At 68.2% G+C, this 13,789-nt stretch carries 11 protein-coding genes, 1 tRNA gene and 1 pseudogene; 5 read left to right on the top strand and 8 right to left on the bottom strand.

Annotated features, from left to right (window positions below; all coding sequences use genetic code 11):
- Positions 1-101 precede the first annotated feature (101 nt).
- Positions 102-1,262 carry a VIT1/CCC1 transporter family protein gene (locus J1M36_RS10855; RefSeq protein WP_064847198.1) on the top strand — a complete coding sequence of 387 codons (1,161 nt, stop codon included), beginning with the start codon at positions 102-104 and terminating at the stop codon, positions 1,260-1,262.
- A gap of 687 nt (positions 1,263-1,949) precedes the next feature.
- Positions 1,950-2,822 carry a formyltetrahydrofolate deformylase gene (gene purU, locus J1M36_RS10850; RefSeq protein WP_193519794.1) on the top strand — a complete coding sequence of 291 codons (873 nt, stop codon included), beginning with the start codon at positions 1,950-1,952 and terminating at the stop codon, positions 2,820-2,822.
- Positions 2,823-3,026: 204 nt separating this feature from the next.
- Here the strand turns inward: purU and sucD are convergent, their stop codons facing one another.
- Together sucD and sucC are read right to left on the bottom strand one after the other, a co-directional pair.
- Entirely contained in the window at positions 3,027-3,944 is a 918-nt protein-coding gene (sucD, locus tag J1M36_RS10845) for a succinate--CoA ligase subunit alpha (protein ID WP_064847200.1), read from the bottom strand.
- Between the two features lie 32 nt (positions 3,945-3,976).
- On the bottom strand, positions 3,977-5,146 hold the full coding sequence (gene sucC, locus J1M36_RS10840; protein ID WP_064847201.1) for an ADP-forming succinate--CoA ligase subunit beta: 1,170 nt from the start codon (positions 5,144-5,146) through the stop codon (positions 3,977-3,979).
- A gap of 221 nt (positions 5,147-5,367) precedes the next feature.
- On the opposite strand from sucC, the gene J1M36_RS12875 reads away from it, so the two are divergent.
- Entirely contained in the window at positions 5,368-6,249 is an 882-nt protein-coding gene (locus J1M36_RS12875) for a hypothetical protein (protein ID WP_241247064.1), read from the top strand.
- 218 nt (positions 6,250-6,467) lie between these two features.
- On the opposite strand, the gene pcrA is transcribed toward J1M36_RS12875, so the two are convergent.
- Positions 6,468-8,924 (bottom strand): DNA helicase PcrA, encoded by a 2,457-nt coding sequence (pcrA, locus tag J1M36_RS10830; RefSeq protein WP_206479582.1) that lies wholly within the window; start codon positions 8,922-8,924, stop codon positions 6,468-6,470.
- 59 nt (positions 8,925-8,983) lie between these two features.
- Complete coding sequence (locus tag J1M36_RS10825; RefSeq protein WP_231885634.1) at positions 8,984-9,712, bottom strand: integrase; 729 nt, start codon at positions 9,710-9,712, stop codon at positions 8,984-8,986.
- Between the two features lie 107 nt (positions 9,713-9,819).
- On the opposite strand from J1M36_RS10825, the gene J1M36_RS10820 reads away from it, so the two are divergent.
- Entirely contained in the window at positions 9,820-10,521 is a 702-nt protein-coding gene (locus J1M36_RS10820; protein ID WP_098054945.1) for a hypothetical protein, read from the top strand.
- A 223-nt stretch (positions 10,522-10,744) separates the two neighbouring features.
- Here J1M36_RS10820 and J1M36_RS10815 read toward each other — a convergent pair.
- Positions 10,745-10,817 (bottom strand) — tRNA-Arg (locus tag J1M36_RS10815).
- Between the two features lie 75 nt (positions 10,818-10,892).
- Between J1M36_RS10815 and J1M36_RS10810 the strand changes: the two genes are divergently transcribed.
- Complete coding sequence (locus tag J1M36_RS10810) at positions 10,893-11,774, top strand: DUF4031 domain-containing protein (protein WP_206479572.1); 882 nt, start codon at positions 10,893-10,895, stop codon at positions 11,772-11,774.
- A gap of 186 nt (positions 11,775-11,960) precedes the next feature.
- Here the strand turns inward: J1M36_RS10810 and J1M36_RS10805 are convergent, their stop codons facing one another.
- The 3 genes and pseudogenes from J1M36_RS10805 to J1M36_RS10795 all read right to left on the bottom strand — a co-directional run bounded on the left by J1M36_RS10805 (position 11,961) and on the right by J1M36_RS10795 (position 13,606).
- Positions 11,961-12,248, bottom strand: a complete 288-nt coding sequence (locus J1M36_RS10805) for a hypothetical protein (RefSeq protein WP_206479570.1) — start codon at positions 12,246-12,248, stop codon at positions 11,961-11,963.
- Between the two features lie 286 nt (positions 12,249-12,534).
- Positions 12,535-12,900: pseudogene (locus tag J1M36_RS12870) on the bottom strand (NlpC/P60 family protein); the annotation flags it as partial.
- A gap of 82 nt (positions 12,901-12,982) precedes the next feature.
- The gene (locus tag J1M36_RS10795) at positions 12,983-13,606 is read right to left on the bottom strand and encodes a hypothetical protein (RefSeq protein WP_241247063.1); all 624 of its coding nucleotides are present in this window, start codon (positions 13,604-13,606) and stop codon (positions 12,983-12,985) included.
- Positions 13,607-13,789 lie beyond the last annotated feature (183 nt).

The following is a 13,789-nucleotide window of genomic DNA, read 5'->3' as shown; positions in this document are numbered from 1 at the left end:
GGTGCGAGCCAGGCGCGAGGCGGGATCCACGGCCGACGGCGCGCGAGGTGCTTCGGAGCCCCGAAACCACCGCCGGTGACCCGCGCGTAAAATTCGGGTACATGCCCGAGCACCACAGCGCTTCCTCCACCGTTCCCGAGTCACCGGAACCCACTGCCGCCCAGATCCGCAGGTGGCGTCACTACCTCGCGGACGAACTCGCCGAGGCCGCCACGTACGAACACCTGGCCCGCCACAGCTCGGGCCGCCATGCCGAGATCTTGCAGAGCGTGGCCGAGGCGGAGGGCCGCCACGCCGAACACTGGCGTCGTCTGCTCGGACCCCACGCCGATCGTCCGGCGAGACCCGCCCTGCAAGCGCAACTGCTCATGTTCTTGGCCAAGCACGTGGGATCCGTCTTCGTCCTGGCGCTGCTGCAGCGCGCCGAGTCCCGCTCCCCGTACCGCGAGGACCCGGATGCCACGGACGCCATGGCGGCGGACGAGGCCGTCCACGAGGAGATCATCCGCGCGCTCGCAACCGATGGCCGCACGCGGTTGTCCGGCAACTTCCGGGCCGCCGTGTTCGGCGCCAACGACGGCCTGGTGTCCAACCTGGCCCTGGTGATGGGCGTGGGCGCCACGGGCACGTCCAGCTCCCTGGTGCTGTTCTCGGGCATCGCCGGACTGCTCGCGGGTGCCCTGTCCATGGGAGCGGGCGAATACGTCTCCGTGCGATCCCAGCGGGAACTGCTGGACGCCTCCCAACCCACCCAGGTGACCCTGCGCGTGGCGCCGGCGTTGGACCTGAACGCCAACGAGCTCACACTGATCTACCGGGCCCGGGGCATGAGCGAGAAGGCTGCAGAGCACCGGGCGGCCGAGCGACTCGGACACTTCGACTGCGACTGCGATCCATCGCTGTCGTTCCAAGACGAGAAGGCGCGTCGTGTGCTCAACACGGAACCGGGCGAGGAGCTTCCCGCCACGGACGACAACCAGGCCCTGGGCACCGATCTGGGGGCGGCGGCGTCGAGCTTCTGCTTCTTCGCGTCCGGGGCGATCATCCCGATCCTGCCCTACCTCTTCGGCCTGGGCGGCGGAGTGGCCATGGCCGTGGGAATGGCGCTCGTGGGCATCGCGTTGTTGATCACGGGCGGTTTCGTGGGGCTGCTCTCCGGCGCCTCCCCGTTCAGGCGGGGACTACGGCAGCTCGGGATTGGGTACGGGGCCGCGATCGCCACCTACCTTCTGGGGCTCGCATTCAACACGACGGTCTCGTGAGTACCGAACGACGACTGTTCTCCGTGGGCAGAAGTGTGATTTGTGCGACATAAAAGTGGTGCGTGTCCACAATCAGGAGGCATTACTTGTCCCCTCTACGGCCTACAAGTGCAGTGAGTATTGTTGAGATATTCGCTCATTAGCATTTGTTAACCTTCGCTCACTAGGCGAAAAACCCTGTTATTGCAGGTCAGAGCGGCTTTAAGGGGTCAATTTCCGGCTGATTTACACGCATAAATCGGTGGGCCGATTGGCGCGAACCACACTTCATGAAATTTCACCGGCTCCGAGTCATCTGAGAAATTCCGATATTCTGGGGGCGTGGTTCTACGAACCACCGCAACGGGAGACTTCGCACAGGGAAATCGCCACACATGCACTGGGGGGTGCTCTGTGGTTGATGCTGTGCGTCGGTAGCCGCTCAGCCCACGGCTTGATCCCGTTGAGGCGTTATCGCCTGCCGGTGGCTGCGGGTTCTCTCGCAGAGGCGCACCTCTCCCCGCGCCGGACGGGCTCCTACCGTCCGCTCCCGCGGCCACCGGTCGTTAACGCCCCTTCCGAGATCCGGACCATCCCGCGCGCTGTGTAGCCCGGGGCGATAAGATCGTCTGCGGTCCCCGGACGGATGACATCCCGTGCTCCGGGGCCGCTCCGTTCCCCGTTCCGCGATCCCAGGAGTATTCCCTCATGTCGGCCCAGCAGCCCACGTCCGATGAACACGTCCTGACCGTCCACTGCCCCGAGGCCTACGGTCTCGTGAGCGCCGTGGCGTCGAACCTCACGGAGCAGGGTTGCGACATCTTCGACGTCAAGCATTTCTCGGACCGGCACAACGACGAATTCTTCATCCGCTGCCACACCATGAACGAACCGGGCACCGTGACCACTGAGTCCCTGATCGAGGGGTTCCGCCCGGTGGCCGAGAAGCACGACATGCGCTTCCGTCTGGTGGACGCCCGGCACAAAACCCGTGTGCTCGTCATGGTCTCCAAGATCTCGCACTGCCTCGTGAACCTGCTCCACCGAGCGCGCGTGGGCTCACTGCCCATCGAGATCGTGGGTGTGGTGTCCAATCACACGGACCTGCAACCCCTCGTGGACTTCTACGGTGTGCCGTTCCACCACGTGCCCGTCACCCGGCACACCAAGCCGCAGGCCGAGGCGCAACTGCTCGAGATCGCCGCGTCCTACGACACCGAACTCGTGGTGCTGGCCCGCTACATGCAGATCCTCTCGGACGAGCTCACACAACAGCTCGCGGGTCGGTGCATCAACATCCACCACTCGTTCCTGCCCTCCTTCAAGGGCGCCAAGCCGTACCACCAGGCCTACGAGCGCGGGGTCAAGATGGTCGGGGCCACCGCCCACTATGTCACCCCGGACCTGGACGAGGGTCCGATCATCGCGCAGCGCGTGATCCCGGTGGATCACGCGCACACCCCGGAGGACCTCGTGGCGGTGGGTTCCGAGGCGGAGACCCAGGCCCTGTCCCGCGCCGTGAAGTGGCACGCGGAGGGTCGCGTGGTGATCTCCGGCAATCGGACCATCGTCCTGGCCTGAGTCCTGACCCGAGTCACGGTCCTCATCGCGCGCCCGCATCCCGTCCGGCCGGCGCTCGACTCTCACCACGACGAACCGCGCCGCTGTCCCTCACCGGCTGACGCTCGCGTCCGAACGGCACCACGACGAACGACGCCGCTCCTCCACCGAGGTGGGCGAGCGGCGTCGTCGTGGATGCACCGGCGGCGAAGCGCCGGGAGGGGCTTACTTGCCCTCGAAGATCTCCCGCATGAGCTGCGCGGTCTCCGACGGGGTCTTGCCCACCTTCACACCGGCGGCCTCGAGGGCCTCCTTCTTGGCTTGGGCCGTGCCCGAGGAACCAGAGACGATGGCGCCGGCGTGGCCCATGGTCTTGCCCTCGGGAGCGGTGAAGCCCGCGACGTAGCCCACCACGGGCTTGGTCACGTTCGCCTTGATGAACTCCGCGGCGCGCTCCTCGGCGTCGCCGCCGATCTCACCGATCATCACGATGGCCTCGGTCTCGGGGTCCGCCTCGAAGGCCTCGAGGGCGTCGATGTGCGTGGTGCCGATGACCGGGTCACCGCCAATGCCGATGGCCGTGGTGAAGCCCAGGTCCCGCAGTTCGTACATCATCTGGTAGGTCAGCGTGCCGGACTTGGAGACCAGGCCCAGCTTGCCCTTGCCCGTGATGTTCGCGGGGGTGATCCCCAGCAGCGACTCCTCGGGGGAGATGATGCCCGGGCAATTGGGGCCGATGATCCGGGTCTTTGGCTTGCCGTCCGCGCCGGTGTTCGCCTTGGCGTGCGCCCAGAACTCGGCGGAGTCCTGCACGGGGATGCCCTCTGTGATGACCACCACGAGCGGGATCTCGGCGTCGATGGCCTCGATCACGGCGTCCTTACAGAAGGCCGGCGGTACGAACACGATCGACGCGTTCGCCCCGGTCTCCTGCACGGCCTCGCTCACGCTGCCGAACACGGGCAGTTCGACGGCGTTGCCGTCCTTGTCCTGGTGGTTCACCGTGGTGCCCGCCTTACGGGCGTTGACACCGCCGAGCACGTTCGTGCCGGCAGCGAGCATGCGCGCGGTGTGCTTGGTGCCCTCGCCGCCGGTGATGCCCTGAACGATGACCTTGGAGTCCTTGTTCAAAAAGATCGACATGTCTTCTTCCTGATAGCTGTTCGCGTGGGCGATTACTTGGCGGAGTGGGCCAGCTCGGCCGCCTTGTCGGCGCCGGAGTCCATGGTGTCCGCGGAGGTGACCAGCGGGTGGTTGGCCTCGCGCAGGATCTGGCGGCCCTCCTCCACGTTGTTGCCGTCCAGACGCACCACGATGGGCTTGGTGGCGGAGTCACCGAGGATGTCCAGCGCCTTCACGATGCCGTTGGCAACGGCGTCGCACGCGGTGATGCCACCGAAGACGTTGACGAACACGGACTTGACCTGCGGGTCATTGAGGATCACGTCCAGACCGGCGGCCATGACCTCGGCGGACGCGCCGCCTCCGATGTCCAGGAAGTTGGCGGGCTTCACGTTGCCGTGCTTCTCACCGGCGTAGGCCACGACGTCCAGGGTGGACATCACGAGACCGGCACCGTTGCCGATGATGCCCACCTCGCCGTCGAGTTTGACGTAGTTGAGGTCGTTCTCCTTGGCCTTCTCCTCGAGGGGGTCCGCGGAGGACTTGTCCGCGAGCGCCGCGTGGTCCTCGTGGCGGAACTCGGCGTTGTCGTCCAGGGAGACCTTGCCGTCCAGGGCGAGGATCTCGCCGTCGCCGGTCTTGACCAGCGGGTTGACCTCCACCAGGGTGGCGTCCTCCTTGGTGTAGACCTCACCGAGCTTGACGAGCACGGGGACGACCTTCTCGGCGGTCTCGGCGTCGAACTTGGCCTGCTCCACGATCTCGCGGGCCTTGGCCTCGGTGATGCCCTCCGCGGGGTTGACGTCCACGCGGGCCAGGGCGTCCGGGCGCTCCACGGCGAGCTGCTCGATCTCCATGCCCCCCTCGACCGAGCACATGGCCAGGTAGGAGCGGTTGGCGCGGTCCAACAGGACGGAGAAGTAGTATTCCTCGGCGATGTCCGCGCCCTGCGCGATCATCACGCGGTGCACGGTGTGGCCCTTGATGTCCATTCCCAGAATCTGCTGGGCGTACTCGTAGGCCTCGTCGGCGGACTTCGCGACCTTCACACCGCCGGCCTTGCCGCGGCCGCCCACCTTGACCTGTGCCTTGACGACGGTGACCCCGCCGATCTTCTCTGCTGCTGCCTTGGCTTCTTCTGGGGTAGTGGCGACGATGCCGGCCAGCACGGGAACGCCGTGCTTCTCGAACAGGTCGCGTGCCTGGTACTCAAACAGGTCCACGGATAAGTGTCCTTCTGCGTCGAGGTGTGTCGTTCCGCACCGGGAACCCCCGGTTGGAGCGACCTGATGTGGGGGGATGCCGCGCAGCACTGCGCTCACAGAGCCCTCCCCAGCATTTTAGGCCATGGGCCCTTGATTCGCGTCACACCCGGCCCCCGCGGACACCGCGGGACCGGGCCCGGGATTCCCGCCCGCACGGCAGCGGCTGGTTGACTGGGGGCATGCGACGCATCGGACTGCCGGAGATCTGGGACGCCCGCGAGGCGGACCCGGGGTTCATGGCCTCCTTGGCCACCTTCTCGTTCGTGGCACTCGGGCTGGAGTTGGTGGTCAGCGGGACGATCCTGACTCTCACGGGTTCGGTATCCACCTTCTATCCCCTGGGCTGGCAGGTCGTGGAATGGGTGGGTCTCGGGGCACTGTGGGTGCTGCTCGCGCGCGCCCTGGTGGCCTGGTCCCGGCGCCGCGGGGTCGATCCGCTGCCGAGCGAGGAAGCGGGCGCGGGGCGCGACGACGCGGTCGACGGCCGGGACGACGCCGCCTCGGGCACGTTCACCGCGAACAGGAGCAATACAGGCCGGGCCGCTGTGGGACGGGGTGCCGCGGGTCGGGACGACGCCGCCGCGGGCCGAGTCGGCGTCGACGGCGGGGTGGACCACCGCCGCTGGCGGGAGATCCTGTTGTGCTTCGTCCTGGCCGTGGTGCTCGCGATCGTGCTGCCCGCATTGATCGGGGCGCCGTGGGGTCTGGCCCCGCTGGACCGCTACCTGCAACTGTTCCACGTGTACGGGCCCCTCGGGTGGCTGGCGATGGTCGCGTGGGTCTGCTACCTGGTGGGCCGCAGTTTCCTAGTCGCGGGCCTGCTGGCGTACTCGCACCGTGCCATCCGGGAGGTCCTCACGTTCCAGGGGTCCCGGTGGGTCCCGTGGGGCGGTCTCGTGGCGGGCCTCACGATGGGGGCCGTGGCCTTCCTCGCCGGCGGCCAGGCGGCCGCCGTGACCACCCTGTTGAGCTGCGTGCTGCTGGGCGTGATCCACGTCCGCTCCGGCGAGTCCCTGCGCGTGACCACGCTGTTCACCGTGCTCGTGTTGATCTTCGTCTGAGCGATCACCGCCTCTACTGTCTCCATGCCGGGAGCAACCCTGATCGGTTGCGCTCCGATCCCGCCGGGCCACCCGAACGGTTCGAGCATCCGGGTGCGTCTCAGCACACCGGGCTGCACCGGGCCGCCAGATGGGTTCGCCAGGCAGGTTCGAGCCACCCGGTGCGTTTCGGCGCACCGGACGACACCGCGCGCGGCGGGGCCGCGGCGTCGTACCCCTTACGAGACCTTGGTCATGGGCGCGTAACGCAACAGGAGCCGCTTCTCCTCCGCACCGAAGCGCACCTTGGCGACCGTCTTGTCCCCGGAGCCCTCCATGGCGACCACGGAACCGCGGCCGAACGCCTTGTGCTCCACCGTGTCTCCCACGCTGAGGGAAGGAATCTCCCGCTGGGGCTGCACGCGCCCGGCGGAGGCCGGTGAGAGCCTGCGGAAACTTGCCCCGGATCCGGCGCCCGCACCCCACGAGGAACCGCGCAACGGATCGCGGGCCTGGAATCCGGCGTGCACGGGCGAACCCCATCCGCCCGCGGCGCTGGCGCCCTCGCGCTTCCACTCGATCAACCGCGAAGGGATCTCGTCCAGGAACGGGCTCGCGGGATTGAATTGGGACTGCCCCCACATGGAGCGGGACTCGGCGCGCGTGAGGTACAGCCGTTTGCGCGCCCGGGTGATCCCCACGTACGCGAGGCGGCGTTCCTCCTCCATGCTCGAGGCGTCGGCGAAGCTGCGCTGGTGCGGGAAGATCCCGTGCTCCATGCCCGTGAGGAACACGACCGGGAACTCGAGCCCCTTGGCGGTGTGCAGGGTCATGAGCGTCACGACCCCCTGGGAACGCGCTTGCGCGACCTGCTCCGCGATCTGCTGGGCACTCGCGCCGCCCTCGGGTTCGGGCTGGGTGGGGATCTGGTCCGCGTCCGCCACGAGGGCCACGTGTTCCAGGAACTCCCCGAGGCCCGCGTCCGGGCGGTCCTTCTCGAACTCGCGCACCACGGCCACGAGCTCCGCGAGGTTCTCCACACGGGACTCGTCCTGCGGGTCGGTGGACGTGCGCAGGGCCTCGAGGTACCCGGACTGTTCGAGTACGGCCTCGAGAACCGCGGTCACCGAGGCGCCCTGAGCGAGTTCCGCGAGATCGTCCATGAGCTGGGAGAACTTTTTGATGGCGTTCGCCGAGCGGGTGGCCAGGGCGGGTGCCTCGTCCAAGCGGTGCATGGCCTCGGAGAAGGAGATGCCCTCGCGGTCGGCGAGCGCCGCGATCGAGCCCTGGGCGCGGTCCCCGATCCCTCGCTTGGGCTCGTTGATGATGCGCCGCACGGTGATGTCGTCCGCGGGGTTCGCGATCGCGCGCAGGTAGGATATGGCGTCCTTGATCTCCTTGCGCTCGTAGAAGCGGGTCCCGCCCACCACCTTGTAGGGCAGTCCTACGCGCATCAGGATCTCCTCGAGGGAGCGCGATTGTGCGTTGGTGCGGTAGAACACGGCGACGTCGCCGGGGCGGATCCCGTGCTCGTCCTGCAGCGTGTCGATCTCCTCCGCGATGAAGCGAGCCTCTTCGTGTTCGTTCTCAGCGGCGTACCCGATGATGGGGGCGCCATCGCCTTCCGCGGTCCACAGTTTCTTGTCCCGGCGGTCCGCGTTCTGGGAGATCACGGAGTTGGCCGCGGAGAGGATGTTCTGCGTGGAGCGGTAGTTCTGTTCCAGCAGGATGGTGCGCGCGGAGGGAAAGTCCCGCTCGAAGTCCGTGATGTTGCGGATGTCCGCGCCGCGGAACGCGTAGATGGACTGGTCCGAGTCCCCCACCACCGTGAGTTCGGCCGGCGGGATCCCGGAGTCATCCGGGTGGTTCTCGGAACCGCCTCCCACGAGTTCCCGCACGAGCGCGTACTGGGCGTGGTTGGTGTCCTGGTACTCGTCCACGAGCAGGTGCCGGAAGCGGCGTCGGTAGTACTCGAGCACCTGAGGGAACGCGCGGAACATGTGCACGGTCTCGCCGATGAGGTCGTCGAAGTCCATGGCGTTGGCCGCGCGCAACCGCTGGGTGTAGCCCCGGTAGACCCGGGCCACGGCGGACTCGAACGGGTCCGAGGAACTCGCGCGGGCCAGGTAGGTCTCGTCGTCCACGAGCTCGTTCTTGAGGGCGGAGATCTTGTGCTGGATGGCCTTGGGCGCGAACCGCTTGGGGTCCAACTCGTGCTGCTTGGCCACCTGGGTGATCAACCGCAGGGAGTCCGCGGAGTCGTAGATGGAGAAGTTGGTGGACAGCCCCAGGGTCTTGGCCTCGCGGCGTAGGATCCGCACGCACAGCGAGTGGAACGTGGAGATCCACATGGAGCGCGCGGACTCCCCCACGAGATCCACGATCCGCTCCCGCATCTCCGCGGCGGCCTTGTTCGTGAACGTGATCGCGAGGATCTCCCCCCGGCGGGCGCGGCCCGTGGCCAGCAAGTAGGCGATCCGGTGCGTGAGGACCCTGGTCTTGCCGGAACCGGCACCGGCCACGATGAGCAGCGGGGAACCCGCGTGCTCCACGGCGGCGCGTTGGGGGTCGTTCAGTCCCTCCACGAGTTGAGCCCCGGATGCCGGGGTGGGCTGGGAGAACTCGTCCGAGTCGGGCGCGTTCGCCGAGCGCACCGAGGCCGCGGACAGGAGGGGATTGTCAGAGAGGAAGTCCATGGTGGCACCAGTTTAGCCAGCGGTGGGGACGCCCTCACCGGCCCGTGGACAACCCCGGATCACACGTAGCGCGGTTCCAACAGGTGGCGCCCGTTGGCGTCCTCGACCCACAGGTGCGAATCCGCGACGGTGACCCGCGCCGGGGCCTGCAGCACGACGTCTTCGTCGAGGTCGTCCCCGTCCTGGTCGGGCCCGCCGTAAATGGTGAAGACCTCCCCCGCGGAGGGGTCCAAATGGCGGATGGCGTCGTTGCCGGTGTCAGCGACCACCACGGAACCGTCGTAGAGGATCTGCAGGTCCTCGGGGCGGGCGAGCTTGGCGTCCGCCGCGGGGCCGTCCTGGTACCCGGCACCGTGGCGGCCGATGACCGTGACCACGTGGGGATCGCCGTCGGGCCGGTCCGTATCGATCGCAATGTAGCGCAGCGCGGAGGAATCCTTGTCCACGAGCCACAACTTGCCGTCACCGGCCTCGGTGATCGAGACCGTGGCCGCGAACTTGGCCTGAGCGATCTTCCCGTCCCGGCGGCCGGGCTCACCCGTGCCGCCGTACTCCTGGAGGGCGTCGGTGTACGGGTCCCAGCGGAACAACTGGTTCTTGTCCGGAACGGCGGCGATCACGGCGGAGAGCTTGTGGGACCACACGATGTCCGCGATCCGCGCGCCCTCCAGGACGGAGCAGTTGATCCTGCGCCGGACCGTGGTGTGATCGGCCTCGTACAGGGTGAGCTCCGTGCCGTCACCCGCGCTCATGAGCAGTCCGTCCGGCAGGCCGATGGAGAGTTCCATGACCATCACCACCCTTCCGCAGTGCCCGCGGGGCACCTGTTCACCACCTCGTCATCGAGCGTGGTACCCGTAGTCATTCACAGTACAACCCGGGGGATAATGGGGCCATGGGTATGACCAGAGCGCAGAAGGCCAGGAAGTACGGGGAGAACGCGGGCTCCGCGAAGGCGGGGTCCTCGCCCGCTCGTGCACCCCGAGTGCGCCCCGCGAGCGTCCACGAGATGCGCCCCGGTGAGCTCGCCGCGGAACCCACCAAGGCGTCGTCGGCCGGGATCCTGGTGGGCGTCGCGTTCTTCGTGGGTGCCGCGCTGTGGCTCTACTACCACCTGCTCGTGCTGCAGGGCGTCTCCGGAAACCTTGCCGGCGGCGTCACCGCGCCCGAACTCATGGCCGGCGGTTTCTCCCAGGGCCACCTCGCGGACTTCGCCCGCGGCCTGGGCGCGGACGGCCGCACCGAGTACGAGGGCGTGCACGCGACCACGGGGCTCTTCACTCCCCTTCTCATGTGCCTGGGCTGGCTGCTGTTCACCGGGCTCAACACCCCGCAGCGCGCCCGCAAATGGGTGTACTGGGCGGTCATCCTGGTCTACGCGGTGGTCTTCCTGGGGGGCAACACCGTGCTCGACGCCGCCGTGGCCGACCCCGCGGACGCGTCCGCCGTGGCACTCGCCTCGGGGCTCGTGATCGCGCGGTGGGTGTTGTTCGCTCTGCTCGTGCTGATCGCCGTGATCGTGGCGGTATCCGTGACGCGCCGCAAACTCGACGACTTCTCCGAGGGCAAGCTGCCGGGCCAGCGCCCGCGCGCCTGAGCTCGGGGATACACCCCTCGCGCTTCCCCACGCCGCGATTCAACTGAGCTGACGCAGGTCTCAGGGCCACGGGCTGCTTTTACTCCACTCATGCATCCCCGTTGATGTGCGGGGTCGGCCATTCTCACCGGGCAGGCGGGTTTCGCTGGGCGGGTCGGCCGGTTGTGGGAATGCACTGCGGGAATGACGACGTCCCGCCCGATATCAGGCGGGACGTCCTCGGTGCCCCCGATTGGATTCGAACCAACGACACCGGCTTTAGGAGAGCCGTGCTCTATCCCCTGAGCTACGGGGGCAACACTGCACCACTGTATCGACGGCGCGTTCCCCCCGCGAGTTGAGAGCACATCGGAACAGCGCACAATGGAGCCATGACCGTCTACATCGATCCACCCCGATGGCCCGCGCACGGCACGGTGTTCTCGCACCTGATCTCCGACACCTCCCTGGCCGAGCTGCACGAGTTCGCCCGCGCCCTGGGGGTCTCGGAACGTGCCTTCGACCGCGACCACTACGACGTCCCTGCGCACCGCCACGCTGACGCTGTGGCCGCGGGTGCCCTCGCTGTAGACGGCAAGAAACTCGTCCGTCTCCTGATCCACAGTGGCCTGCGGGTCCCCGCACGACGCCGCCCGGCCAAGCTCGCGGTGACCCTCACGCGCCGCTGGGCGCACCACTTCCCCGAGCATCCCGACCTGGGTGCCAAGCTGCTGAGCCGCTGGAGCGAACCGCACCGCGTCTACCACGGGCCTTCGCATCTGCTGAACGTGCTGGAAGGCATCGACCGGCTCACCCACGGCGCCCCGAGCGCGGAGCTCGTGCTCGCCGCGTGGTTCCACGATGCCGTGTATGACGGGCAAGCAGGTCAGGACGAACGGGACTCCGCCGAGCTGGCCCGGCAACGACTGTCAGGCCCGGAGTGGCCCGCGGCCATCGGGCGCCGCGTGGCGGAGCTCGTGCTCGTGACCGTGGACCACCGCCCGGATCCGAACGACGTGGACGCCTGTCGACTCGTGGACGCGGACCTGTCCGTGCTGGGCGGCAGCGAGAACGAGTACGAGCGGTATCGGACCACGGTGCGCCGCGAGTACGCCCACGTCCCGGACGAGCAGTTCAGGGCGGGCCGCGCCGAGATCCTGCGCGGACTCCTGGAAAAAGACACGTTGTTCCACGATCCTCGTGCGGTGACGTTGTGGGAGGCCCGCGCCCGGGAGAACCTGGAACGGGAGATCACGCAGCTGATCGCGGCCTGAGCCAGCCTTCGAGGTCGATTGGAAGTAACGGGGGACGGAGAGAACTCACCGCCGCGTGGAGCTCGGGGCCGGGCTGGACGGCCACGCGGACGCGTACGAATACCCAGCGAGGTCGACCCGGCTCTCCGGTGGGTGGGTCTGCGACGAGAGCCGACAGCGGCGTGCCGGGTCCCCGGTGGGACGGGCTCAGCTGCGGCGATCGGCGACGTCGTCGCCCGGCGCTGCGGGCGAGGTGGGCTGGGCTGCCCGGGCGGCCGCGCGGCGTCGCCGGAAGACGACCGTGGCGACCACGAGGCCGATGATGATCCCCACGCCACCGAAAACCGACAACCACATGGCGGCGTGGCCCAGGAACGCGGCCACTATGAACCCCACGACGATCCCCGGGATGGCACCGGCAACCATGCCCACGGCGTAGTAGGTGAATTCCTGGTCCTGCGGGGTGCGTGCGGCGGCGGAGAGATCGGAGGGCATGGCGTCCATTCTACGGGCCGGGGCTGCGCGATCGCTGGGGCCGATCCGCGATCGACGCCTGCACGACGGGGGGGGCGGGTGCGAGGAGGGCTGAGTGATCACCGCTGCCGGTCCACGTCCGGGGTCCGGGTTCCGGGTTCCGGGCACGAAAAAACGTACGGACCCTGCGGTCAACAGGGTCCGTACGTTCTCTATCGCTCTCATCGGGATCGGGTACACAACCGGTCCCGACTCGACACGAGGTGGGGCGCCGCGCGGATCAGCGCTGTGCCGAACTCGATCCGGTTCAGCCGACGCGGATGAACTCGGGGCCGGAGCCCACGTAGGCGCTGGTCTTCACGGTCTGGTTACCGTTCCAACCGCCGTGGATGGCCTGGCCGTTACCGGCGTAGATGGCCACGTGAGCCATGCCGGAACCGCCGTTGGCGTAGTAGGCGATGTCACCGGCGCGGGCCTGGTCCGCGGAGACCTGGGTGCCCAGCGACTTGTAGCTGGCCGGCCAGCCGTGGTGGTTGATGCCCACGGCCTTGAGGGAGTTGGTCACCAGCATGGTGCAGTCCTGGGTCACACCGAGCTGAGCCTCGGCAGCACCCAGGATGGCCTGGCCCTTCGCGGAGCCGGACACGGAGGAGGCCTTGGCGGCGGGAGCAGCCTGAGCCTTCGCCTGGGTGTTGGATTGCGTGGTCACCTGGGTGGCGGCGGGAGCAGCCTCGGCCCTGTCTCTTATACCACATCTAAAAAAAAAAAAATGCCTGCGCCTTCGGGGCGGCCGGGGCCTGCGGAGCCTTGTAGGACGCGGGCTGGGCGGCAGCGGCACCCTGGGCGGGGGCGTAGTTCGGGATGACCGGGGAAGCCACAGCGGCGCGCTGCTCGGCGGCGGCCTCCTTGGCAACGGTCTGAGCGGTGGCGGGAGCGGCGTGGCGGCCCTGGGCCACCGGAGCCTGCTCGGCGACCGAGGTGACGTTCTCGGAAGCGGTCACGACGGTGGGGGCTGCAGCCGGAACGGCGGGAGCCTGCAGCGGGGTCACGTCGGCCACGGGAGCGGCCTGGACCACGGAGGGCTGAGCGGGAGCCTGAACGGCGGGCTGCGCCTTCTCGGTCTTCGCGGCCTTCTGCTCCTTGGCAGCGTTCTCCAGGGCCTTGTCGGCCTTGGCGGCGGGTTCCGCGGAGACGGTTTTATCGGAGGCGGGGGCCTCGGACACAGCGGCGGCGGGGGCCTGCTCGGAGGCATTCTGCGTGGCCTGCACGGACACGGTGGTCGCGAGGGCCAGACCTGAGAAGGCCGCGACGGCGGCGACGGTGCGGGCCTTACCCGCGAAGAGGCCCTTGGCGGCGTGAGGAGCGGTTTCGTTCGACATTCGTGTGGTTTCCTAACACGTTCGTGTCCACCCAGGGCACGGAGGTGTGCGGTGACCGGCACATCCGTCAGGACGCAGCAGCGGTGCACGGATTTGGGCGGGAGATTACTTTCGGTTTTCAGGTGGTTCCGGCGCGGTGTGCCGACCGAGGCCCGGGGACCCGGCCAGCACACCCGGCCGCAA

Origin of the sequence: Kocuria sp. KRD140 (assembly GCF_017168375.1) — a bacterium.
GTDB classification, from domain to species: domain Bacteria; phylum Actinomycetota; class Actinomycetes; order Actinomycetales; family Micrococcaceae; genus Kocuria; species Kocuria marina.
This window is presented reverse-complemented; position numbering and strand designations above follow the sequence as displayed.

What these genes read in the sequence shown, in the direction of transcription:
- J1M36_RS10855 (WP_064847198.1), top strand. Translation starts at nt 102, where the DNA reads ATGCCCGAGCACCACAGCGCTTCCTCCACCGTTCCCGAGTCACCGGAA.
- purU (WP_193519794.1), top strand. Translation starts at nt 1,950, where the DNA reads ATGTCGGCCCAGCAGCCCACGTCCGATGAACACGTCCTGACCGTCCAC.
- sucD (WP_064847200.1), bottom strand. Translation starts at nt 3,944, where the DNA reads ATGTCGATCTTTTTGAACAAGGACTCCAAGGTCATCGTTCAGGGCATC.
- J1M36_RS12875 (WP_241247064.1), top strand. Translation starts at nt 5,368, where the DNA reads ATGCGACGCATCGGACTGCCGGAGATCTGGGACGCCCGCGAGGCGGAC.
- pcrA (WP_206479582.1), bottom strand. Translation starts at nt 8,924, where the DNA reads ATGGACTTCCTCTCTGACAATCCCCTCCTGTCCGCGGCCTCGGTGCGC.
- J1M36_RS10825 (WP_231885634.1), bottom strand. Translation starts at nt 9,712, where the DNA reads ATGGAACTCTCCATCGGCCTGCCGGACGGACTGCTCATGAGCGCGGGT.
- J1M36_RS10820 (WP_098054945.1), top strand. Translation starts at nt 9,820, where the DNA reads ATGGGTATGACCAGAGCGCAGAAGGCCAGGAAGTACGGGGAGAACGCG.
- J1M36_RS10810 (WP_206479572.1), top strand. Translation starts at nt 10,893, where the DNA reads ATGACCGTCTACATCGATCCACCCCGATGGCCCGCGCACGGCACGGTG.
- J1M36_RS10805 (WP_206479570.1), bottom strand. Translation starts at nt 12,248, where the DNA reads ATGCCCTCCGATCTCTCCGCCGCCGCACGCACCCCGCAGGACCAGGAA.
- J1M36_RS10795 (WP_241247063.1), bottom strand. Translation starts at nt 13,606, where the DNA reads ATGTCGAACGAAACCGCTCCTCACGCCGCCAAGGGCCTCTTCGCGGGT.